Source organism: Yersinia vastinensis (assembly GCF_044905075.1).
GTDB classification, from domain to species: Bacteria; Pseudomonadota; Gammaproteobacteria; order Enterobacterales; family Enterobacteriaceae; genus Yersinia; species Yersinia vastinensis.
Map to the genome: position 1 here is coordinate 120500 of NZ_CP173260.1, position 24025 is coordinate 144524.

Genomic DNA, 24025 nt, shown 5'->3' on the forward strand with positions numbered 1-24025 from the left:
ATGGTCGTGATGGTTAAACGACTGATATGCACTCTGCTGCTGCTTGCCAGTTTTGGCGCAGCGGCGGCGTGTGATTGGCCGCAATGGCAGCAATTCAAACAGCACTATATCAGTGATGGTGGGCGAGTTATTGACCCTAGTAGTCCAAGGCAAATTACTACCTCCGAGGGGCAAAGCTACGGGCTGTTTTTTGCACTTGTTGCTAATGACCGGGAGACATTCGACCGCTTATTAACCTGGACCGAGAACAATCTGGCGGCGGGTGATTTAACGGCTCGCCTGCCCGCATGGTTGTGGGGGCAACATCCACAACGTCATTGGGGGGTTCTGGATCCCAATTCGGCTTCTGATGCCGATTTATGGATTGCATACAGTTTGTTAGAAGCGGGGCGGCTATGGGATGTTCGCCACTACCAGACGATGGGGACTTTGCTGCTGCAACGTATCGCCAAAGAAGAAGTGGTCAAGATCCCAGGTCTTGGTGAGATGCTAATGCCGGGCAAAATTGGTTTTAGCGATGAAGGCCGCTGGCGGCTCAATCCAAGCTATTTACCCCCACAATTGCTGGCACGTTTTGCTTCTTTATCGGGGCCATGGAAAGCGATGGTGAAAGCCAATCAGCGGTTATGGCTGGAAAGTGCTCCTCATGGTTTCACCGCTGATTGGGTTGTCTGGCAAGAGGGCAAGGGTTGGCAACCGGATGATGTGCACCCGAACGTCGGGAGTTACGATGCTATTCGAACCTATTTATGGGCGGGTTTATTGTCTAATAACAGCCCGCAAAAAGCCGCGCTCATCCAGCGCTTTCAGCCGATGGCAGAGATTACCGAGCAGCGAGGCTTACCGCCAGAAAAAATGGATACCAGTACTGGCAAAGCCAATGGCGACGGGCCGGTAGGGTTTTCAGCGGCATTACTGCCATTTTTAGCGAGTAGCCCGGCACCGTTTAATAAACAAACATTGAGTCAGCAACAAAAACGAGTACAAGACTCGCCTCCGGGCGCAGATGCTTACTACAGTGCAGTGCTGACCCTGTTTGGTCAGGGATGGGCGCAGCAGCGTTATCGTTTTAATCGGCAGGGCGAGCTTCAGCCCTCATGGAACAGTCAATGCGCAACATTAAAATAAACTGGCTGCTAAGTTTGGCGCTGTTGCCTCAAACTTTTACCGGTGTTGCCCTTGCCGCCGAATCTGTTTCGCCGACCCAGTTCCTGTTGGAACAGGTACGGCTGGGCGAGGCGACCAATAAAGATGAGTTGGTCAAGCAGTCCCTGTATCGCTTGAACATGATGGATCCGAATAATCCTGATGTTATCGCGGCGGGAATGCGTCAGGCCTTGCGGCAAGGGAATCTGGCCGAAGCACAAAAACAGCTTGATAAACTGCAACAATTGGCACCCGACACTGACGTCTATCGGCGGGCGAAACTGATGTTGGCCCTGACTAAACCGGAAGTGCGCCAGCAGCTACAAGAAGCGCGTCTGCTGGCCACGGCAGGAAGGGTTGCCGAAGCCAAAGGGAAATATGACCAACTGCTGCAAGGCAATCCACCCACATTAGATCTTGCGGTAGAGTATTGGCGGCTGGTGGCGCGGTTACCGGGTCAGGAAGCACTGGCTACGCAGAAGCTGGCTTCTCTTGACCAGCAATATCCCGGCAATGTCGCTTTGCGGATGGCACTGGCGCGGATGTATTTTAGCCAGCAAAAGCCTGATCTAGGGTATGCGATGTTGACCAAAGTTGCCGCAGACCCCGTGGGAACGTCAGATGCCGCTGATGTGTGGATGGACACTATTAAAACGATGACGGTCAGCCCAAGCAGTGTTGCCGCATTGACCCACTTCCTTGATGTATTCTCAACAGGCCCTCAGGCCGACATTGCGCGTAAAGAGCTGGCTAATCAGCAGGCTATGTTGGTGGATCCCGCTTATCAGGCTCGGTTAAGTGGGCTGTCAAAAGTGGACAGTGGTGCGGGAATCGCCGCTGTCCCAGCACTGAAACAAGCACTGGCTGCGTCACCTAATGACCCGGAATTGTTGGGAGCACTAGGTTTGGCTTACGCCCGTGGTGGTGATCGGGCGCAAGCACTGCGTTTGTTTGAACAGGCACAGAAAGTCGACACAAATGGCCTGAAAAGTGATAAGTGGGCCAGCTTGATTAAAACCAACCGCTACTGGTTGCTCAATGATCAGGGTGATAAAGCGCTGAAAGCCGGTGATATCACATTAGCTCAACAGAAATACCAGCAGGCGAGGCAAATTGATGGCAGTGACAGCTATGCGTTAGTCGGTTTGGGGGATGTCGCTGTCGCTCGTCATGATGATAAAAGTGCCGAGCAGCACTATCAGCAAGCACTGCGACTGGACTCGACGAACAGCAGTGCTGTCCGTGGGCTAGCCAATATCTATCAACGTGAGTCCCCCCAAAAAGCACTGGATTATCTGAATAATTTGCCGCGCAACCAGCAGGCCAAAATGCGTGACACATTAGATAGCCTGCAATTGGATAGTCTGAAACAGCAGGCTGAAGCCTTGGCAGCGCAGCAACAGTGGCATCAGGCGGCAGAAAAATATCGCGAGGCGCAAAAGCGAGCGCCGGATGATGTCTGGATAACTTACCGGTTGGCGCAAGCACTGGCACAAGATGGCCACGTAACCCAAGCCGATGCGCAGTTCCACCAACTGGCAAGTCGTAAGCCGGGGGATCCGGAGCAGGTTTATGCCTATGCACTTTATCTTTCGAGCACGGGGCGTGATAGTCAGGCCTTGGGGCATTTAGATACTCTGCCAATGGCACAATGGAATGATAATATCCGTGAATTAGACCAACGCTTGAAATTAGATCAGGTGCTGACATTAGCTCGTCAGTTGCGAGCTAATGGCGATGAGGCTGGCGCAATAACGGCGTTACACCAGCAACCGGCAAATACCCAAATTGACCTTACACTGGCAGATTGGGCGCTGGAACGTGGCGACTACAGTGAGGCGCTGGCGGGCTATCAGCGTATTCGTACCCGTGAACCACAAAACCCCGATGCCCGTTTAGGTGAAATAGAAGCCTATATTGCCGAAGGTCGTCTCAGTGATGCACGCCAGCGTTTGCAGCGTGAATCCTTAACGGTGGAAGGGGCGACAATAAATACCCAACGCCGATTAGCTAATGCCTGGAGCGGTGTCGGGGAGCCACAAAAAGCGACGGATATCTTCCAGCGATTGAAGCCGGCCGCGGCTAAAGCGCCGTCACAGGATAATGCGCTGGTCTTCCGTGACTCAGCCCGCGTAGCACAATTGCAAGGGCAACCTGCGAATGCACAAGATGACTTCAAGCATGCCATGGTGGCCAGTGGTATCGCGCCGACTCTTCCCGCAGATAATGACAGCTATACCTTACTGACACGTAATCAGGCCACTGATGATTGGCTCAAGCGAGGCATTCGCGCGGATGCAGCCGACCTGTATCGCCAGCAGGATACCCGCGTCACACTCGACCATGATTATCTGCATTCCAGTGGCACCGAGGGGATTTCTGATCTCAGCGCGCATAACACGATGCTGCAAGTGGATACTTCTCTAGGGGATGGTCGGGCTTTCTTCCGAACCGATACCATACAGATGGATGCTGGCACATTTGATAAGAATACCCGATATAAAGCCGGTACATGCTACCAAACATTGATCCCTTGTCAGGCAACCATGCATCAACGCGCGACGGGTACCAGTGTTGCGGTGGGATGGCAGAATGACTACTGGGCTACAGATATCGGCACCACGCCTATGGGGTTTGAGGTCGTTGATGTAGTCGGAGGACTGGCGTACAGCAATAGCTGGAACCATATCGGTTGGACGGCAACCGCATCGCGGCGACCCATCTCCAGTTCGTTACTGGCTTTTGCCGGTACAGTCGACCCGAATACTAATGTGACTTGGGGGGGCGTGCGAGCCACTGGCGTTAGCTTAGGCACCAGTTATGACCGGGGTGAAGCCAACGGAGTCTGGAGTGATTTAAGTTATCATTATCTAACTGGCCAAAATGTGGCAGACAACCAGCGGTTGCGCTTTATGACCGGCTATTACTACAAACTGATTAATGAGGATAATCGCCGTTTCACTGTCGGCCTGAATGGCATGTGGTGGCATTATCAAAAAGATCTCAGCGGCTACACCCTCGGCCAAGGGGGGTATTACAGCCCACAGAAATATCTGTCACTGGCTATTCCGGTAAACTATCGGCAACGGACGGATAACTGGTCATGGGAGCTTGGTGGGTCTGTATCTGTATCACATTCCGCCACTAATGATCGCGCGCGTTATCCACTGCAAAATCTGCTGGTAAACAGCCTCCAGCCTATCCCAGATCGTTATGCGCCGGATGGCGGTGAAAGCAGCAATGGTGTGGGTTACACTTTGCGGGCGTTGATTGAGCGGCGTTTGAGTTCACACTGGACGTTAGGGGCTGGGGTAGATATTCAACAAGCAAAAGATTATACCCCAAGCCATGCACTGATCTACCTGCGCTACTCAATGGCAGGGTGGCAGGGTGATTTGGATATGCCGCCACAGCCATTAGTGCCCTACGCAGACTTCAAATAATCAGTCATAAGTGCCGATTTGCCTGAAAAAGCAACGTCAGAGGGAGAAATAACGCTCTGACGTTGCTTTCTCGGTAGGAAAAGACCGAAACCCACGGTATTCTTCCCCTCCGGTTTGTTATCACGGATAAAATCTGAAAGCGATCGAGTATACTCAGACAGAATCGACGAGTAGCCATCTATCTGTGGCAACCATTTTACTTTATTCAGTCGACATTGGCGGAGAACGAGTTTGCGGGTAAGGCGTTCATTAACGATTAAACAAATGGCGGCAGTGGCGGGTGTTGCACTGGTGACTATCTGTATTTTTATCGTCCTTCAGTTGTTCCACTTTGTGCAGCAGCGCAAAGATGACTACGCCAAACAGTTGGAGAGTATCGCTTATTCTGTCCGCCAACCGCTCTCAGAAGCTATCTTGAGCGTTGATATTCCGCAAGCCAAAAAAATCCTCAATAACTTATTGCCGATTGGCATCCTCAGTCGCGCAGAAGTGATATTGCCGAACCAAATTCAGGTATTGCATGCCAATTTCCCCACTGAAAGGCCGGTTCCTCATTGGGCGAAACGTATTTTTTCTCTGCCGGTAGAGATAACTGTGCCGCTATATGCGCTAGAGCGGGTATCGGCCAACCCGCAGCCACTGGCACATCTCGTGTTGCGGGTGGATTCATTCCGCATGTATCAGTTCATTCTCAGTGCGTTGTCAGCAATGCTTTCCACCTATTTACTGCTGGCATTGGTATTGTCGGTTTCTATCGCTTGGTGCATTAACCGTCTGATTATTCACCCTTTGCGGGCGATGGCGAAAGAGCTGGAAAAGATTGGTCAACAAGGCGTACTGAATCACCAACTCACCTTACCCGCCCATCATCAGGACGATGAACTGGGGGTGTTGGTGCATAATTATAATCGTAATCAGCAACTGCTTGCTGAGGCGTATACGGACATGAACCGTATTCATGGCAACGAGTTGTCCGCGTTAGACAAAACACAAAAACAGCTCACGCAGACACATGATATTTTGCAAGCCATTGAAAAAAATGATTTTGTCCTGTTTTTACAACCCCAATGGGATATGAGTGAACCACGGGTTATTGGTGCAGAAGCATTATTACGCTGGCGTCAGGCAGATGGTCGTTATCGTTTACCTTCCGAATTTGTTCCTGATGCAGAAGAAAGTGGTGCAATGACCCCGCTGGGCAGTTGGGTACTGGAAGAAGCTTGCCGTATTCTCGCCGATTGGAAAGCACGAGGTATTACCTTATCGTTGGCGGTCAATATCTCCGGCTTGCAGGTACAATGTGATCATATCCTTACGCATCTACGCACTGTCATTAACCACTATGACATTGATCCGCGCCAATTGGTGCTAGAGATTACCGAGACCGCCCGTATCCGTAACCTCGATAAGGCGCTGGCGTTACTGCATGAGCTACGTGGGCTAGGTTTATCTATCGCGCTGGATGACTTTGGTACTGGGCATTCAAGCCTGCAATATCTTAACCACCTGAAAAGTTTGCCGATCAACATTATCAAACTGGATAAAAGCTTTGTGAAGCACCTGCCAGAAGATGATGCGATGGCGCGCATCATTAACACTATCTCCGGGGTGTTGAATCTTCGCGTAATGGCTGAAGGGGTCGAGACCGAAGAACAACGGCAATGGTTGCTGCAGAATGGTATTCATTGTGGGCAGGGGTTTCTATTTTCGCAGCCGTTACCACGAGAGGTGTTCGAGACCCGCTACACCCTTCATCCTTGACGCTACAACGTTGCTAGCGGCACTCATATGCTCGGCCCCTCTCCTCAAGGCTCCGGCTTGCAGCCTTCAAATTGGCTCCCGGCAGATTTGTCACCCAAATCACTGGGCCTGAGTCAGTGCGTCAGTGATTAACGGGCCGATTAATTTGGTTCAATCACTGTAATTCGGCAGAATGTCAGAACTTTCGGCTAAATAGAAAAATTCAAAATAATACTCTTTCTTATATTAAATCCCCAAAACGTTAAATCAATAATATCCGCTCTGGCGTACTCTTCCACTATATTAACGAATATTTCTCTATCAAAAATAGAGCGAATAATGACTATTATATAGAATTAATTAAAACCAACAATAATACCGATAAGAAAATATTCGGCTGACATCTATTAATTTATTTCTTCTTACCTAAATATTATCAATCCGTCAAGACTATTTATCACCCAAGTCATTTCGCTGAAAATAGCGTCAATCCCTTGCTACACCTGCGATATAACATAAAAATTACAGGAATAGGCAGTAATAAAAACTATTTACTTTGAACCGTGTCACATAAATGGATATTTGTTTTATTAATTTCGAACTATCAGTCATTGATCGCGGAACTTAATATCAAAATAAATAGAATGCTGTTTCATAAGTGCGGTTGGTATTTATCATAATAATTAATATCTTTTATTAAAATAAGGTAACTGTAATGAAATTTAAATTACTATCTCTGGCAGTGGCATCACTTATCAGCACCAGCGCAATGGCTGTAACTATTGACTATCGTCATGAAACTCAAGACCAAAGTGGCAATAACCACAAAGACCGTTTATTAATGTCTCATCGCTTTGCTAATGGTTTTGGCTTATCTCTTGAAGGTAAGTGGAAAAGCGCCAGTGACAAAGACAAGCCTTTCCACGAAGGTGTCAGTAATGGGACCGAAGTGGTTGCTAGCTACGTGTACAAAATTGACAAAACATTCTCTATTGAACCTGGTTTCTCATTAGATTCAAGTTCCACTGCTAACAACTATCGTCCTTATCTGCGCGGCAAGGCAAATATGACTGACGATCTCTCTATTTCATTACGTTATCGTCCTTATTATAAGCGCACCAGTGCCAATATTAATACGAAAAAAGACACCTCTGAACATGGTTATAATCTGACAAGTGTTCTGAGCTATAAAATTAACAAAGATTTCCAATTAGACTATGAATTGGATTACAAACAAGCCAATAAAGCCGGTGTTGTGCTGTCAGATAACGAAAATTACGATTGGGCGCATGATTTTAAATTAACTTATAAGTGGGATAAAAACTGGTCTCCTTATATGGCGATCGGCAACGTTTCCGGCAGTAAAAATACTGATGAACGTCAAACCCGTTATCGTGTAGGGATCAAATACAGCTTCTAAATTTATTTGAAATAGCACAATTCTGACCTCTGGGGTCACACCTCGCTATAACGATTTTTGACAGGTAACGAAGTAATGAAAAAAAGAGCGTTATTTTTGAGTATGGCAGTGCTGGCTACGCTGTACATGCCCGCCGGGCAGGCAGCGGATACTGACCGTCTCACTGTGGTAAAACAGTATGTCGATAATGTGTTGAATAAGGCATCAGATACCTACCACGGTGATAAACCCAGCCCGCTGCTGGCGGATGGTGTTGACCCCCGAACTGGACAACAATTGGAATGGATATTCCCCGATGGTCGTCGGGCTGTGTTGTCAAATTTCTCAGCTCAACAAAATCTGATGCGTGTCATGAGCGGTTTAAGCCAACTTAGCGGCGATGATCGTTATCAAAAACGTGCGGAGGATATTGTTCGCTACCACTTCCAGAACTATCAAGATCCAAGCGGTTTACTGTACTGGGGGGGGCACCGGTTTGTTGATCTGAAAACTCTTCAGCCAGAAGGGCCAAGCGAGAAAGAGATGGTGCATGAGCTGAAAAATGCCTATCCCTACTATGACCTGATGTTCAAGGCTGATAGCGATGCCACCGCCCGGTTTATTCGTGGTTTTTGGAATGCCCATGTTTATGACTGGCGTATCCTTGAGACCAGCCGCCACGGTGAGTATGGCAAGCCGATGGGGGAGCTGTGGGAAAGCAAATTTGAGCAGCAACCGCCTTTCTTTGCCACCAAGGGCCTGAGCTTCCTTAATGCGGGTAATGACCTGATCTATTCAGCATCTTTGCTCTACAAACACCAGCAAGATCAAGGTGCATTGGTATGGGCTAAACGGTTGGCTGACCAGTATGTGCTGCCACGTGATGCGAAAACAGGCTTGGGTGTCTATCAGTTTACCCAAGCGCTAAAACGTGAAGAGCCAACAGATGATGCGGATACCCATTCCAAGTTTGGTGATCGCGCTCAACGTCAGTTTGGACCAGAGTTTGGTCCAGCTGCATTGGAAGGCAATATGATGCTGAAAGGGCGCACCAGTACCCTTTATTCAGAAAATGCCTTAATGCAATTGCAGTTAGGTAAAGATTTAGGCCCTCAGGGACAAGATTTACTCAAATGGACGGTGGATGGCCTGAAGGCGTTTGCCCAATATGCGTATAACGATCAGGACAATACTTTCCGCCCGATGATTGCTGATGGGCAGGATTTATCTCACTACACTCTCCCGCGTGATGGCTATTACGGCAAAAAGGGCGCAGTGCTCAAGCCGTATAAAGCAGGCAATGAATTCCTGATTTCCTATGCGCGTGCCTATGCCATCGATAACGATCCATTGTTGTGGAAAGTGGCTCGCGGTATTGCCAACGACCAAGGGCTAGGTGATATCGGTACGGCACCAGGCAAAGATGTGAAAGTTAAGTTAGATACCACCAACAGCGATCCTTATGCTCTGTTTGCATTACTGGATCTCTACAATGCCAGCCAGATAGCGGATTATCGGCTATTGGCTGAAAAAATCGGCGATAACATCATCAAAACACGCTATATCGATGGTTTCTTCATGGCTTCGCCAGACCGTCAATACGCTGATGTTGATGCCATAGAGCCTTACGCTTTGCTGGCGCTGGAAGCCTCACTGCGTGATAAACCACAGGCAGTTGCACCTTTCCTTAATGGCGCAGGCTTTACCGAGGGTGCTTACCGAATGGACGATGGTTCAGCCCGGATCTCAACCCGTGATAATGAACTGTTCTTACTCAATGTGGGTGAGAAGCTGCAACCGAACGGCCGTAAATAGTCCCGACAGCGGCCCGTGCTGGGGCCGCTGTTGGTAAAAAGTGCCGAGCAGCGGCTTCCCAGGGTCTGCATGCCCGGCGCTTTTACCCACGGGTTTTCATTCAGGTGATAAAAGGATAGGTTGATGAAAAAGCAGGTTTTAGCTACCTTTTTGCTCGGTTCGCTGTTCTGCGTCTCGAGTTATGCAGCACAGATTGTTGCTGTCACGGCATCCGGTTATGACAGTGAAAAAGGCCACGTTCCGGCGAATATCGCTGATGGTGATATTAAAACACGGTGGGCGGCATCCGGGGAGAGTTGGATTCAACTGGAATTGGATAAAGAGCAAGCCATTGACAATATTCTTATCGTGCCATTCAAACCCACTGAACGTAAGCTGAAGTTCTCCATTGCTTACTCCAGTGATGGCAAGAGTTGGCAACCGCTGGCAGAAGGGTTGGAAACCTCCACGGCAGACAAAAATGGTGAGAAGCTGACCTTTGCGCCAGTTACCGCCAAATATATCAAACTGGAGACCTTTGGCACGGATGTGAATAAGTGGAGTGCGATTAACGAAATCGTCATCAATAGTGCTGCTGCTGTCCCTAGTCGAGCAATTAAGTAAGTTCGGCTCATACTACGTCATCGCCCCCTTGCTTCAGCTTAAAAAAGGGGGCAACTGCCTATAAAAAACCTCATTCAAAAATCCCCCTCATCTGCGTGTTTCTCAACCTGTCTTGTTGTTTTTCCCCCTCTTTTTCCAGTGCTAATCATTTGTGGGTAATTGTCTGGTTGATTCGACGGTATTTACGCTGTTACTTCCGCTTGAAGCGTTTCAGTTCTTAATTTCGCGTTAAGGGTGCAATCCAGTGCAACTAATAATTTCCATATTGTTATGAGGGTGTTATTTTCCGCGCAAGCACGGATAAAAAAAGAAGTGTCATTCAATCATCACAGAGAGCAACGCGACAAGCTGCCGTGCATTTCTCCAAAAGGACATAGTTATGAAAGCTTCAATATTTAAAAGTCTTTATTTTCAGGTGTTAACGGCGATTACGCTGGGGGTGTTGCTAGGGCATTTTTACCCGGATCTCGGTGCTCAAATGAAACCTTTGGGTGATGGATTTGTTAAACTAATTAAAATGATTATCGCTCCTGTCATTTTCTGTACCGTCGTTACCGGTATCGCGGGCATGGAAAGTATGAAAGCCGTGGGCCGCACAGGCGCCATTGCGCTGCTCTATTTTGAAATTGTTAGTACCATTGCGCTACTGATTGGTTTAGTGATTGTGAACGTGGTGCAACCCGGTGCTGGTATGAATATCGACCCGGCAACACTGGATGCAAAAGCGGTTGCACTTTATGCCGAGCAGGCCTCACAGCAAGGGATTGTGCCATTCCTGCTGGATATCATTCCCGGCAGTGTCGTTGGCGCTTTTGCTAGCGGCAATATTCTGCAAGTGCTGTTGTTTGCTGTCCTGTTTGGTTTTGCCCTGCATCGTTTGGGTGAAAAAGGCCAGCTTATCTTTAATGTTATTGAGAGTTTCTCCCGCGTCATCTTCGGCATCATCAATATGATTATGCGCTTGGCCCCGATTGGTGCCTTTGGTGCAATGGCCTTTACCATTGGTAAGTACGGTGTGGGCAGCTTGGTGCAACTGGGTCAGTTAATTATCTGTTTCTACATAACTTGTCTTCTATTTGTTATCGTGGTGCTTGGTTCTATCGCGAAATTCAATGGTTTCAACATCTTCAAATTTATCCGCTATATCAAAGAAGAGTTGCTTATCGTATTAGGGACATCATCTTCAGAGTCTGTGTTACCGCGCATGCTGGATAAGATGGAGAAAGCAGGGTGTAAGAAGTCAGTGGTAGGTCTGGTTATCCCGACGGGTTACTCATTTAACCTCGACGGAACCTCGATTTATCTGACCATGGCCGCAGTATTTATCGCACAGGCAACCAATACCCATATGGATGTTATTCATCAGGTAACCTTACTGGTGGTGTTGTTGCTTTCCTCAAAAGGCGCGGCAGGGGTCACGGGCAGTGGCTTTATCGTACTGGCCGCAACCATTTCTGCGGTAGGGCATTTACCTTTGGCAGGTTTAGCACTGATTCTGGGTATCGACCGCTTTATGTCTGAAGCCCGTGCTCTGACCAATCTGGTCGGTAATGGCGTAGCCACTGTTGTGGTTGCCAAATGGTGTAAGCAACTGGATAACGATCAGTTACAAGCCGCGTTATCGAACAAAACTGTGCCAGATGCTGAGATAAAACCTGGCGTCTCTTCTTGATAAAACCGTAACAAAGAATTAAGGGGTTTGTCCTGTTGAATTCCCCTTGGTTCTCAAATAATGTTTAGTTCTCAAATAACTGCTGGTGGTGTTTTTGTCTCCAGCAGTTCCTCGTTAGCCAGCCCCACATCCCCATTTCTTGTATAAATTACCATTTAGATACTATTTTTTACTCCGATGAGTGACATCGGCAAAAGCATGCGGTCTAACAGAATGGTACACTCCCACCTCACGAGTGACTTATGCAAAATTGTATCGTTTATACCCGAAGTAAGCAGGGTTAAGATTGGATAGTTTATTAAGTAGGGGTTCACATGCAGGGCACCAGAATTCGTCTTATAGTTGGTGGATTATTGTTGGCGGCTGTCAGCAGTAATGTGCAGGCTGAAGCACTACAACCCGATCCTGCCTGGCAGCAGGGGAAGTTAGAAAACGGGTTTTCATGGCAGTTGCTGGCGACGCCGCAGCGCCCTAGCGATCGGATTGAGCTACGTCTGGTGGTTAATGCTGGCTCATTATCAGAAAGCACACAGCAAGTGGGTTTTGCCCATCTATTGCCACGCTTGGCCTTAATAAGCAGCGCGAGTTTTACTCCTGCCCAACTTCAGTCACTGTGGCAGCAAGGGGTCGATAACGAACGCCCATTGCCACCAGCGATTACATCTTATGATTTCACCTTATATAGCCTGAGTTTGCCCAATAACCGCCCTGATTTGCTGAAAGAAGCCTTGGCATGGTTATCTGATACCAGTGGCAAGCTGGCCATCAGCGAACAAACTATCAATGTCGCGCTGAACAGTGCGACCGATCCTATCGCCACTTTCCCGCAGAATATTCAGGAACCTTGGTGGCGCTATCGGCTTAAAGGCTCTTCTTTAATCGGGCATGATCCCGGCCAATCCGTGGCAAGGCCTGTTGATGTCGAGAAGCTGAAACAGTTCTATGAGCAGTGGTATACCCCGGATGCGATGACATTGTATGTGGTTGGTAATGTGGATAGCCGTAGCATTGCGGCACAAATCAGCAAAACCTTCTCTGAGTTGAAAGGGAAACGCACTACACCAGCCCCTATGGCCATGTTGGCGCCATTACCACCTGAACCCGTGAGCTTGATGAGCGAACAGGCGGCGCAAGATACGTTGTCGCTGATGTGGGATACCCCATGGCACCCTATTCAGGATTCTGTGGCGTTAAGCCGTTACTGGCGCAGTGATTTAGCACGAGAGGCGCTGTTCTGGCATATCCAGCAAGTTTTGGATAAGAGTGATCAGAAGAACCTGAAGTTGGGCTTTGACTGCCGAGTGCAATATCAGCGTGCGCAGTGTGCTATTCACTTGAATACTCCGACGGAAAACCTGACTCCAGGCATGAATTTTGTGGCTCGTGAACTGGCGAGTTTGCGTGAGAATGGTCTGAGTCAGGCGGAGTTTGATGCATTGATGGTGCAGAAAAACGATCAGCTCAGTAAGTTGTTTGCCACCTATGCCCGCACTGATACTGACATTCTGATGAGCCAACGTCTGCGTTCACAGCAAAGTGGTGTGGTGGATATTGCACCGGAGCAATATCAGAAGCTACGACAGGCATTTTTGTCTGGCCTGACGCTAGCCGAACTGAATCAGGAATTGAAACAGCAACTCTCGCAAGATACCACGCTGATTCTGACGCAACCGAAAGGCGAACCGGAAGTGAATGTGAAGGCGCTACAGGATGCGTATAACGCCATTATGACACCACACACCGTGGTCCCAGAAGACGCCGCTCCTGCCGTTAGTGCTACGGAGGCCGTACCGCCAACGCCAACAACGGCACAATAAACCGCTGTACCGCTACTGCACTTTTCCACTTTAGGATTAGCCAGTAGCGGTCATCAGCTCACGTTTAATCAGACTGCTGGCATTGCCGCCAGTGGAATGATGGCTCCGCGGTATTGGATGACTGTGCTGGCAGTCAAGTGACCACGTATTGCTGCGTCATGGGCGCTGCCACCCGTCAAGCGAACCGCCAGATAACCTGCGCTGAAGGAGTCCCCGGCAGCTGTGGTATCGACCACTTTTTCTTTCGGTAGTTTAACGGCGGGCACATCGTATTGGTGAGCTTCAAAACCCTCTTTCACCCAGACAATGCAAGAATCTGCGCCGCGTTTAACAATAATCTCACTGACACCTAAAGCCTGAGTCCGGTCAATGACCTGTTCCAGTGGCTTCTCGCCCCACAGCATATCCTCATCATCTAATGTCAGGAACGCGATATCAGTGCAGGCCAACATGTCGCGATAGGCTTCTTGTGTCTCTTCTTTGCTTTGCCATAGACGTGGGCGATAGTTGTTATCAAAGATAACTTTGCCACCGTTAGCACGGCAGGCACGGAGTAATTTCAGCAAACGCTGACGTGATGTGTTGTCGAGAATTGCCAGACTAATGCCACTAAGATATAGGTAATCAAATTTTTCCAAGCGCTGACAGATGGCGTCAGCGTCTGGGCTGGTCAGCCAGAAGCGCGCGGCGGCATCATTGCGCCAGTAATAGAATGTGCGCTCACCGGTGCTGTCGGTTTCAATGAAATATAACCCCGGTAATTTATTATCCATCCGCTGAATAAGGGAGGTATCGATCTTCTCCTGCTGCCAGGCCGCCAGCATTTCTTCACTGAAGCTGTCAGTCCCTAATGCTGTCACGTAATGCACATTCAGGGCCTGCGGTGACACCTGACGGGCAACATACACTGCTGTATTTAGCGTATCACCGCCAAAGCCCCGGCTAAGGTCGGTACCTTTTTGTGACAGTTCAATCATGCATTCGCCGATAACGGCAATATTTTTGCTGGTCATGGAAAGCTGGCCTATTCCTGAATTGTAAATCAGTGGTGGGAACGAAATAGGGTTAGTCTCACTGCTGGCTTAGTCAGAGTCAATAGTATTAAAACGACGTTTTAAATTTTTTATGATATAGGTCGGGAAACTAGCAAGTTTCCCGCTGTCTAGCACCCTATTATGATGATTTTCGCAGGTCGGTAACACTGTGCCCGCCAATACCCCAGTTATCGGTATCCACTTCATCAATGACGACAACCGTTGTTGCGGGATTTTTCCCCAAAGTATCGACTAATAGTTGGGTGACACCAGCAATCAACTGCTTTTTCTGTTCCGCAGTTGCCCCTTCACGCGTAATTTTAATATTTACATAAGGCATGTTCATCTCCATATCTATTAATACCCTGCATCTTCAAGTACTTTGGGTATACACTCATGATTAACTCACTGTAGACGGCTTTACTGTGCCACTCAAAATCTATTGGGTATATATAAAGTTCTGGTCGCACGAGTCGATAACATTTCCAGAAGGAAAACCGTTTACAACAGGATGTCATCAGACTGCCCTTGCTGTCTGGTGTCCTGAACCATGGCGACTAAACTGATGATGACCAATAAAGTATCAGGTTTACTTGCGCCATCCTTTGCCGCTATTGATCGAAATAAAGGACAAAGCTTCTGGCGGCAATGTCAGCGTCGGTACACTTTTCAACCTATCTATCGTACCTCTGGTGCGCTGTTGGCGATCGAGTTGCTCACGGCAGTTTTTCATCCTTCATCACCCGATACTCGCTTGAATCCGGAGGATTATTTTACTGCTATCAGTATCCGTGCCCGTTTGGATGTGGTGCTGGAGCAATTGAATATGATTAAGCAGTGGCATGCGATATTTGTTCATCATTCAGTGCTGGTTTCTATCAATATTGATGGTCAGGCGTTGATGGCAATGCAGGATGACTTGCAGGCTAAGTTGTTGATTGATGACATGCCATACATTCGCTTTGAACTGCTTGAACATGTTGATACCTCTTTGGATACCCCCTTTGCCCGCATTGCAGAAGCCGATCGACTGTGGTTGGATGATTTTGGTAGTGGGTTGGCGAATTTCACTTCATTTATTAGCTGGCGCTATGAATATATTAAAGTTGCCAGAGATCTGTTTATCGTGCTGCAAGAAAGTGATGCTGGAAACCAACTGTTTTTCACTTTGGTCACCTTAATGGATCGTTACAGTAAAGGCGTGATTGTTGAAGGGGTGGAAACCTCGCAAGAGTGGGCGATGGTACAACGTTCTGATGCTGCGGCTGCGCAGGGTTACTATCTCTCCCGACCCACGTCATTTGATCGATTACAGACACTCCCCATGCTGTTTTGTGGTTAATCTTTCCTGAGAAACCGCCCATCTACTATAGTTAAAGCTATCTTCTGAATCTGCACTTGCCATCGGTTAACCCTTGTCTAACCGATTTTTCAATTAAAATACAGTGAACTGACTCTTGTCTGAACACCCTCGGTGTAGATTCGGCTTTATACATCATGAGTACTGGCATGGAGCTGTTATGACCAAAACCGGAAAAGTGCTGACTGGCGTTAGCGGGATTATTGTGCTGTTACTGGCAGCAGTCATCGTGTTTGTGATGACTTTCGATTGGAATCGTCTAAAGCCGACGATTAACGAAAAGGTGTCAGCTGAGTTGCAACGGCCTTTCGCCATTCGTGGCAATTTGAGTGTGGATTGGTCACGCAAAGGTGACGAACCGGGGTGGCGTGGCTGGGTGCCTTGGCCGCATATTCATGCTGAAGACTTGGTTTTGGGCAATCCTGCGGATCTCGGCGATGATAAAGCCACCAAAACCCCTGAAGACAAAACCGCATCCAGTGCTTTCCCTGCGGGGGAAATGGTCACTCTAAAACGGGTTGATGCCAGCATTGCCCCCTTGGCGCTACTGGCGAAAGAAGTGCTGATTCCACGTATTTGGCTGACCCAACCCGATGCTAACTTGCTGCGTCTGGCAAACGGCAAGAACAACTGGACGTTTAATTTGGCAAATAGCCCGACAGAGGGCGATAACCCGCCTTCAGCTTGGTCAGTAAATATTCACGATATTGTCTTTGATCGTGGGGAGATAAATTTCAATGATGCTTTGCTAAAAGCTGATCTTCACGCAGTGATCGATCCCTTGGGCAAACCGTTACCCTTTGCTGAGGTAACTGGCGCGCGTGCGGAGAAAAAGGATAACCCTGCCACTGAAAAGGCAAAAAGTAACACGCCAGATTATGTTTTTGGTTGGAAGATTGATGGCAAATATCAAGGCCAGCCATTAACCGGCAGTGGAAAAATGGGTGGTATGCTGTCGATGAGTGATGCGACTCAGCCATTTCCGTTGCAAGCAGATGTACGCTCCGGTACTACGCGGGTTGCGGTGGTGGGCACATTAACGGATCCCGGTCATTTAGCGGGATTGGATCTGCAATTGAAATTCTCGGGTGCTAGCTTGGATAACCTCTATCCACTGATTGGTGTTTTGCTACCGGCTACCCCACCTTACAACACTGATGGCCATCTCATTGCGCACCTCAAACAAGAGGGAGGGGCAGTTTATCGCTACGAAAAGTTTAACGGAAAGATTGGCGACAGTGATATTCATGGCAACTTGATTTATACCGCCAGCCAACCTCGACCAAAATTAGCCGGTGAGCTGTCATCAAACAAATTACGCTTTGCTGATTTGGCGCCGTTGATTGGCGCGGATTCTAATCAGGAAAAAGCTAACCGGGGCGAGCGAAGCCGACAGCCTGCGAATAAAGTGCTACCCACTGAGAAGTTTGACACCAAAAGTTGGAATGTGATGGATGCTGATGTGACCTACAGCGCCAAACATATCGATCGTGATAAATCATTACCTTTAACCGATCTATCGACTCACGTGGTGCTCAATAATGGTGAGTTATTGCTTGATCCGCTGCGGTTCGGTATGGCGGGGGGCAATCTCAATGCGACTTTGCGGCTGAACGGCAATAAAGACCCGATGCAAGGTAAGGTCGATTTACATGCCCGCCGCTTGCAACTGAAAGCACTGTTACCGGAAGTTCAGGCGATGCGTAACAGTCTGGGGCAAATGAATGGTGATGCATCATTTACCGCCAAAGGCAACTCGGTAGCCGCTTTGTTGGCAACCAGTAATGGGCATTTGCGTCTGCTGCTGAACCAAGGGTTAATTAGTCGTAGTTTGATGGAGTTACTTGGCCTAAATGTGGGTAACTATATCGTGGCGAAGTTATTCGGTGACGATGAAGTAAAAATCAACTGCGCGGTGGCTGATATTCAGTTGCGTAATGGCTTGGCAACACCGCGGCTATTTGTTATCGACACCGAGAATGCCATTATCAATATTACCGGAAATATCAATCTTGCGACTGAGCGGCTGGATTTATCCATCGATCCAGAAAGCAAAGGGCTGCGCATTCTAACCTTACGTTCACCACTTTATGTCAAAGGGACATTTAAGCAGCCGGATGCAGGAGTGAAAGCGGGGCCATTGCTTGCCCGTGGTGCGGTTGCTGCTGTCTTGGGTGTGGCGCTGACACCAGCAGCGGCGTTATTGGCACTGATTTCCCCCAGTGAAGCGGAAGAAAATCAGTGCACGCCATTCCTGAAAAAAATAAAGCAAAAGAAATGATGTATTAATGTGCCGGTGGTTGGGGGAGCAGTGTGCAACTGTGATCTTGCAACTCCTCCACCGAAGCACGATGCAGCTTCAATGGATTGACTTTACTGGCCAACAGCAAGAATTCTCCGTTGGGCAATGCTGTCATTGCCATACCGTAATGGCCCATGTGATCTTTCGCCCCTTCCACTTCATCTGCTAGCAAGCGAAATGCCCCTAATTGTTGTAATTCCATCGACGTTGTTCGCCGTGCTAGATAATCATGCCCCAATAAACCGCCGAGAACCGGCTGCCACTGTGGGTGGAAGCCGCTTTCTTGCGCGGCTAATGCTGTTTTTACCTGCGGTTTCAGGCAAGAGATATGAATATGAAGCTGATCCTGACTGCGGCCATATTTTGAATTTATGGCTAACGAGATATCAGCATCATCAATCGGTGCGCCATATTTATCTGCCATAAAATGACGAGCTTGCCAGGCATCAAAAAAATACTTTGGGCTGCTGGGGGTTAACAATTCCGGGCTTTCGATACCACTGATCTTAGCCGTCGGCATCAACAAATATTGCAATGGCCCGTGTATATCTTTGTACACCACAAAACCGGCGTGGGTATCGACCTCGATACAAGGCTGTGGATTATGTTCCGTTTCCATATGGGGAACACATTGCTGGTTGACTATTTTCCATAGCGCATCAGCGTTACTAAAACGTAATTTATAGATGACGGCGAGGAGAATAATGATGAGGAGTATCAGTAAAACCCCAAGTTTCTTTATATAACGTGGCATGTGCTTCCCTTCACTTTAATGACGAGCAGTCAGTGTAGTCAGAAACTCATGGGGTCGGCATCCCCCATAAGACTTATATATCATTATGGAAGAAGTATTGTTTAGGTTGGGTTTACAATGAAATGTGGTTATTTTCTTTAAAGAAGAATATGCCAGTCATTGAATGATGACTGGCATATGTGAGTTATTGTGATGTTTTATTACCCGTCTCTGGGGGTAAGGTTCCATCCTCGGCGTAACGGGCCGTAGCTATCCACGCGGCACAAAATAGCGTCAGGCGAGCGAAAAAGTAGAAAAAGGCCATTAAGCCAATCACTGAACCAAAGGCCGCGCCGGAGGGGGAACTGGCGAGACGTGGTAGCATCATGGTCATGATGAATTTAATGATTTCAAAACCGATAGCGGCAATCAGCGTGCCGCGCAGTAGCGCTTTTTTCTTGGGCTTATATCGCGGTAGAATCCAAAATATCCATAGAAATAATAGATAGTTAGCCGCTATGGATATCGATAGCGCAATCAGTGTCATCGCTGGCCGCAGCCACTCTATTCCTTCTAGCCCTAGTGCATGAACAATCGCCGACTGTGCAGCACCCGCAATGGAGGTCAGCGAAAGAGTGATAATCAATGCAATAACCAACCCGGTGAGAGAAATAAAATCGCGGGCATAGCGGTAATAGAATTTTTCCTGATCCTGCGGATTACGCTCCCATACATCGCGAGATTGCGCACGTATGGCTTCGCGTAAATTCCCCATCCAACTGATACCGGAATAAAGTGCAATCGCCAGACCGGTCAACCCGACGGTGGTGCGCTGCTGGATGGCAGTATTAACTGTATTTTTAAGTGTGGCTGCTAAACTTGGATCGCTGATGGTATTAACAATTTTATTAATTAATTCAGCTAATAAGTCAGGGTTAGAGGCCAGCACGAAACCGACCACGGCAAAAGAGACCATCAAAATAGGAATCAGTGACAAAAATGAGAAGTAGGTAATTGCGGCACCAAACTGACTGCCGAGCCGATCATTGAAACGATCTGTTGCACGGATAATATGGGCAACAGCAGGAAAAGCTTTAACACGGTGGCTTATTCGCGCTATATAGGAAATCGCTTTTTTACCCGTCTTAAACCCTGTGTTCAGTGGCGCTGAGTTATCTTGTTGTGCGTTCGGCATCATTCCCCTCAATTGCGTTAATCCATGCCTTATGCAGATGATTATTCTACAAAATATGACATAAAACGATAACTAATCTGTTGATGATAGCAGAGTTAGCGTCTATCACAACCAGCCGAATTAAATTCCACTGAGCTGAAATATCAAAATTATAACTAATTATATTTAATATTAATTAATCTTAACTTATTGATTATTTCCTACATTCTTAATTTTGTAGGAAATAACCTACAAGCAATATGGCGTAATCTCATATTAAATTGTTTATTAAATGAATACATTATTAATAAATTAGGTTGGTTATTCTTTAAATTAAACCCGCCAATTAAATCTAAATAATACCAAGAAATAGCATTTAACGAATTAAGTTGAAGATTTTCTCTATTTGAATCATTTATGTAAAAGCCCAGGTTATTAACATGAAAACACACAGAACAACCCTCTCCCCGCGCTTTCGTAAAACGTTGCTGGCGAGTTTGCTTATCCCTCTTTTCAGCCCGATCTACAGCTGGGCGGCACAAACCATCAGTGTTACGGATGGTACTACGGTTCCTATTTCGGGTGAATATGGCACTGACGGTGAATACCAGCCCGCCGTTGTTGTACAAGGTACTGATAGCACCGTCACGGGGGTATCTGACCTCACCATTAATACTACGGCGCGTGGCGCGAACGGTGTCAATGTGAGTAATGGCGGTTCATTAAACCTGGAAAATTCCACCATTAAAACCAATGGAGTGGTTGCTTATGGCATCAATAATAATAAAGGTTCGGTGGTATTAAATGGTGGGTCGATAACCACTATGGGCCAGCAGGGAAATGGTGTTCATTCTACGGGGATCGGGAGCCGCACAAGTCTTAATGGGACTGAGATAACCACCCGTGGAAGTTCAGCATACGGTGTCTCAGGCACTGCGGGCGCAGCATTAACGGTGAACAACACAACACTTAATGCGAGTGGTGGTGGTGGCTATGGCATTTATTTGAGTGATCTTGGCAGCACCTTAGCCGGTACAAATAATGTCATTAATAATACGGGCACTGGCGGCGGTACGGGTGTGTATATTTCCTATGGCGGTTTACATGCTGCCTTGGATAACACGACGATCAATATGGCCAATGGTTATGCCGGCGTTACCGTTGGTCGGGATTCCTCTATTACTCTGGATGGCCTCACGGCTACCGGTAATATTGCTCAGGTTTTTGACATCACGGGTGCGGCGACCATCAGCAATGCCAATATTGACTTGGCATCGGGTGCAGTATTGCGTGCCATGGGTAATAGTTCGACCAACAAAGCCGTCATCATATTAAACGATGTTAATGCCGTTTCTCACAGCGGTAATGCGACAATGGTTAACGTAAATATGAACGCCGATGTCACTGTTAATGGTGGCTCTTATCACACCAAAGGGACTTATGCTTTGGGGATTTGGGTGCCGGATACGACTTCATCAGTGAAAGTATATAATTCTGAAGTTATTACTGAGGGTGACGGTGCGACGGCTATTGAGAACCGCGGTAGTGCTATTGTAGATAATACTCGGGTTATCACTACGGGAAATAGCTCCCACGGTATTTATTCGGAATCAATGTTTGACGCCACGAACATGACCATCTCGACTGCTGGTGTGGGTAGTATTGGCGCGACTGCCGCACGAGGGGGAACACTGAATGTGGATCGTGCCACCATTAATACCACGGGCGATTCGGGTATGGTGCTCGGCACTTTTGCTAGCTCATTAGTGAACGCTAAAAATATTACTGGGACATCCACTGGCGCGAGTGCCTATGCTTTGTGGCTACAAACTAATAGCCGTATTTTGCTGGCAGATAGCCAAATCACGACCACGGGAGCGAATGCCGGGGGGATTTATGCAACCAGTTCAAATACAACTTATAGTCAGGCGACATTAGATAACAGCCAGATTATCAGTGAACAGGGGACTGGTATCCGGGCTTATGGTGCCAGCATCAATGTGGATGTGAAAAATGGCTCGCAACTGAGTGGCGGCAATGGGGTACTGGTCAGTGCCTCGACCAATACGGGGAGTGTTGCCACGCCATTGAATGTTGTCAGTAACGTTAATGTGAACGCCGACAATCATTCTATTTTGGTGGGTGATATTCGGGCCGATGAAAATAATACCGTTAATCTGGCGCTTAAAAATGGCTCTGTCTGGAGCGGTGCGGCCAGTAATGCCAAAAGTGTTGATATCGATGTTAGCAGTATTTGGAATTTGACTGGAGATGCCGATGTTGAGTCCATGAATATTCTGGGCCAACTGAATTTTATTTCGACGGGTAATAATCCCTCTGCTCGTGGGCCGAGCACCGGTTTCAGTACATTAACGGTGAACAGCGATTTAACCGGCAACGGCATCCTGAACTTTAATACACAATTGGGTGATGACAGTTCTCCGACGGATAGATTGCATGTGACCGGAAATGCGACAGGCGATCATCGTGTTCAGGTCATTAATCAGGGAGGGTTGGGGGCATTGACGACTGGGTCCGGTATTAATCTGATTACGGTTGACGGGGACAGTAGCGGTAGCCGTTTTGCGATGAATGGCTCTGTTGTCGCTGGTGCTTATGAGTATTTCCTGTATCAGCTTGATGAGCACAACTGGAATTTACAATCGAATCTGGCGCCTGTTGCCCCCCCACCGCCATTACCGATTCCACCTACACCACCTACACCACCGATTTCACCCACGCCACCGACTCCACCGAAGTTAACGGATCCGGCTGACCCAACCGATCCCGGTGAAATTGTTACGGTCAATCCAGTTGTGCCGGGGGTCTCTGTGCCAGAAACGGCTTATCGCCGTGAAGTTCCCGGCTATATTGCAACACCTTGGTTAAATGCATTCTACGGGTTCACGACACTGGGTAGCTTCCATGAGCGCCAAGGGGATGTAAAAGGGGCGGCGAATGGTTTTAGCCAGGGCTCTTGGGGGCGAATCAGTGGGCAACATAATCAGTTTGAAGCTGGCCGTTTTAACTATGACTCCGATATTTGGTTCGCCCAACTAGGGCATGATGTCTATCAGGCTGAAAATTCGGCGGGAACTCAGGCCACTGCTGGCGTCATGATAACCTTGGGTAAGCAGGACACGGATGCACAAGATCAGGCGCGGGCAGTGCGGCCAGATCTCTCGGTCAATACCGGAAAAATTAAAACGGATGCTTATGGCTTGGGGGGGTACTACACCTTAACTACGCCACAAGGTGGTTATGTTGACATCGTTGGGCAGGGGACGCTATACCGTAATAACTATCAAAGCCAACATGATGCAAAACAAAATGGTTATGGTGTGGCGCTATCTGCCGAAGTTGGGCAGGCATACCCCATTGTCGGAAACTGGAAAGTAGAGCCTCAAGGTCAACTGAAATATCAGTACCTGAATCTGAGTGGTTTTAGTGATAATGTTTCTGGGGTAAGTGGCACTTCATACTCTGTTGGACAGGCTCGTGCTGGGATGCGGATATTCAGTGAGGCGACGCCACAGCGAGCTATCAAACCGTATTTTTCTGCTGATGTTGTTCACCAACTTGGGCAGAACCCGCAGGTCACTATTGATACTGCCAGCCTCCGCCCAGAATTCACGAAAACCTATTGGCAGGGCGGTGCGGGTGTGACCGCAAAAGTGAATGATCGTGTTGATATTTATGCCGATGTTAAATACCAGCGTGCATTTGATGGCAAAATGGACGGCTACGCCGGTAATTTAGGTGTCAAAGTCAGTTTCTGAGTTAGCTG

15 protein-coding genes are annotated in these 24025 nt (G+C 48.0%); 11 read left to right on the forward strand and 4 right to left on the reverse strand.

The features are described from left to right. The 8 genes from bcsZ (at position 1) to ACIOG0_RS00495 (ending at position 13635) form a co-directional block, all read left to right on the forward strand. On the forward strand, positions 1-1128 hold the full coding sequence (bcsZ, locus tag ACIOG0_RS00460; protein WP_050140041.1) for a cellulose synthase complex periplasmic endoglucanase BcsZ: 1128 nt from the start codon (positions 1-3) through the stop codon (positions 1126-1128). Then, a complete protein-coding gene (gene bcsC, locus ACIOG0_RS00465) occupies positions 1110-4589 on the forward strand; it encodes a cellulose synthase complex outer membrane protein BcsC (protein ID WP_050140040.1) in 3480 nt (1159 codons plus the stop codon). The genes bcsZ and bcsC overlap by 19 nt, the downstream gene beginning before the upstream one ends. A gap of 231 nt (positions 4590-4820) precedes the next feature. After that, positions 4821-6350 (forward strand): EAL domain-containing protein, encoded by a 1530-nt coding sequence (locus ACIOG0_RS00470; protein ID WP_128451435.1) that lies wholly within the window; start codon positions 4821-4823, stop codon positions 6348-6350. A 694-nt stretch (positions 6351-7044) separates the two neighbouring features. Next, a complete protein-coding gene (locus ACIOG0_RS00475; protein WP_050099482.1) occupies positions 7045-7749 on the forward strand; it encodes an oligogalacturonate-specific porin KdgM family protein in 705 nt (234 codons plus the stop codon). Between the two features lie 75 nt (positions 7750-7824). Next, positions 7825-9543, forward strand: a complete 1719-nt coding sequence (locus ACIOG0_RS00480) for a pectate lyase (RefSeq protein WP_050099483.1) — start codon at positions 7825-7827, stop codon at positions 9541-9543. A 123-nt stretch (positions 9544-9666) separates the two neighbouring features. Next, positions 9667-10146, forward strand: a complete 480-nt coding sequence (locus ACIOG0_RS00485) for a discoidin domain-containing protein (protein WP_050099484.1) — start codon at positions 9667-9669, stop codon at positions 10144-10146. Positions 10147-10525: 379 nt separating this feature from the next. Continuing rightward, positions 10526-11818, forward strand: coding sequence for a dicarboxylate/amino acid:cation symporter (locus ACIOG0_RS00490; protein WP_050099485.1), 1293 nt, complete (start codon positions 10526-10528; stop codon positions 11816-11818). A 314-nt stretch (positions 11819-12132) separates the two neighbouring features. Further along, the gene (locus ACIOG0_RS00495; RefSeq protein WP_050099486.1) at positions 12133-13635 is read left to right on the forward strand and encodes a pitrilysin family protein; all 1503 of its coding nucleotides are present in this window, start codon (positions 12133-12135) and stop codon (positions 13633-13635) included. A gap of 68 nt (positions 13636-13703) precedes the next feature. On the opposite strand, the gene ACIOG0_RS00500 is transcribed toward ACIOG0_RS00495, so the two are convergent. Both ACIOG0_RS00500 and ACIOG0_RS00505 read right to left on the reverse strand, forming a co-directional pair. Further along, positions 13704-14648 (reverse strand): sugar kinase, encoded by a 945-nt coding sequence (locus tag ACIOG0_RS00500; RefSeq protein WP_050140036.1) that lies wholly within the window; start codon positions 14646-14648, stop codon positions 13704-13706. 160 nt (positions 14649-14808) lie between these two features. Next, positions 14809-15009, reverse strand: coding sequence for a 2-hydroxymuconate tautomerase family protein (locus ACIOG0_RS00505; RefSeq protein ID WP_004388926.1), 201 nt, complete (start codon positions 15007-15009; stop codon positions 14809-14811). A gap of 210 nt (positions 15010-15219) precedes the next feature. Between ACIOG0_RS00505 and pdeH the strand changes: the two genes are divergently transcribed. Then, positions 15220-16011, forward strand: coding sequence for a cyclic-guanylate-specific phosphodiesterase (gene pdeH, locus ACIOG0_RS00510; RefSeq protein WP_050099488.1), 792 nt, complete (start codon positions 15220-15222; stop codon positions 16009-16011). Between the two features lie 178 nt (positions 16012-16189). After that, the gene (locus ACIOG0_RS00515) at positions 16190-18310 is read left to right on the forward strand and encodes an AsmA family protein (RefSeq protein ID WP_050099489.1); all 2121 of its coding nucleotides are present in this window, start codon (positions 16190-16192) and stop codon (positions 18308-18310) included. Between the two features lie 4 nt (positions 18311-18314). Here ACIOG0_RS00515 and ACIOG0_RS00520 read toward each other — a convergent pair whose 3' ends face one another. Together ACIOG0_RS00520 and yhjD are read right to left on the reverse strand one after the other, a co-directional pair. After that, on the reverse strand, positions 18315-19085 hold the full coding sequence (locus ACIOG0_RS00520) for a CDP-diacylglycerol diphosphatase (RefSeq protein ID WP_128451434.1): 771 nt from the start codon (positions 19083-19085) through the stop codon (positions 18315-18317). Between the two features lie 184 nt (positions 19086-19269). Beyond that, positions 19270-20259, reverse strand: coding sequence for an inner membrane protein YhjD (gene yhjD / locus ACIOG0_RS00525; protein ID WP_050099491.1), 990 nt, complete (start codon positions 20257-20259; stop codon positions 19270-19272). Between the two features lie 419 nt (positions 20260-20678). On the opposite strand from yhjD, the gene ACIOG0_RS00530 reads away from it, so the two are divergent. Continuing rightward, positions 20679-24017 carry an autotransporter outer membrane beta-barrel domain-containing protein gene (locus tag ACIOG0_RS00530; protein WP_128451433.1) on the forward strand — a complete coding sequence of 1113 codons (3339 nt, stop codon included), beginning with the start codon at positions 20679-20681 and terminating at the stop codon, positions 24015-24017. Positions 24018-24025 lie beyond the last annotated feature (8 nt).

Bases quoted from the DNA above. Each gene is read 5' to 3' on its own strand.
- bcsZ (WP_050140041.1), top strand. From the start codon at position 1: ATGGTCGTGATGGTTAAACGACTGATATGCACTCTGCTGCTGCTTGCC.
- bcsC (WP_050140040.1), top strand. From the start codon at position 1,110: ATGCGCAACATTAAAATAAACTGGCTGCTAAGTTTGGCGCTGTTGCCT.
- ACIOG0_RS00475 (WP_050099482.1), top strand. From the start codon at position 7,045: ATGAAATTTAAATTACTATCTCTGGCAGTGGCATCACTTATCAGCACC.
- ACIOG0_RS00480 (WP_050099483.1), top strand. From the start codon at position 7,825: ATGAAAAAAAGAGCGTTATTTTTGAGTATGGCAGTGCTGGCTACGCTG.
- ACIOG0_RS00485 (WP_050099484.1), top strand. From the start codon at position 9,667: ATGAAAAAGCAGGTTTTAGCTACCTTTTTGCTCGGTTCGCTGTTCTGC.
- ACIOG0_RS00490 (WP_050099485.1), top strand. From the start codon at position 10,526: ATGAAAGCTTCAATATTTAAAAGTCTTTATTTTCAGGTGTTAACGGCG.
- ACIOG0_RS00495 (WP_050099486.1), top strand. From the start codon at position 12,133: ATGCAGGGCACCAGAATTCGTCTTATAGTTGGTGGATTATTGTTGGCG.
- ACIOG0_RS00500 (WP_050140036.1), bottom strand. From the start codon at position 14,648: ATGACCAGCAAAAATATTGCCGTTATCGGCGAATGCATGATTGAACTG.
- ACIOG0_RS00505 (WP_004388926.1), bottom strand. From the start codon at position 15,009: ATGCCTTATGTAAATATTAAAATTACGCGTGAAGGGGCAACTGCGGAA.
- pdeH (WP_050099488.1), top strand. From the start codon at position 15,220: ATGGCGACTAAACTGATGATGACCAATAAAGTATCAGGTTTACTTGCG.
- ACIOG0_RS00515 (WP_050099489.1), top strand. From the start codon at position 16,190: ATGACCAAAACCGGAAAAGTGCTGACTGGCGTTAGCGGGATTATTGTG.
- ACIOG0_RS00520 (WP_128451434.1), bottom strand. From the start codon at position 19,085: ATGCCACGTTATATAAAGAAACTTGGGGTTTTACTGATACTCCTCATC.
- yhjD (WP_050099491.1), bottom strand. From the start codon at position 20,259: ATGCCGAACGCACAACAAGATAACTCAGCGCCACTGAACACAGGGTTT.
- ACIOG0_RS00530 (WP_128451433.1), top strand. From the start codon at position 20,679: ATGAAAACACACAGAACAACCCTCTCCCCGCGCTTTCGTAAAACGTTG.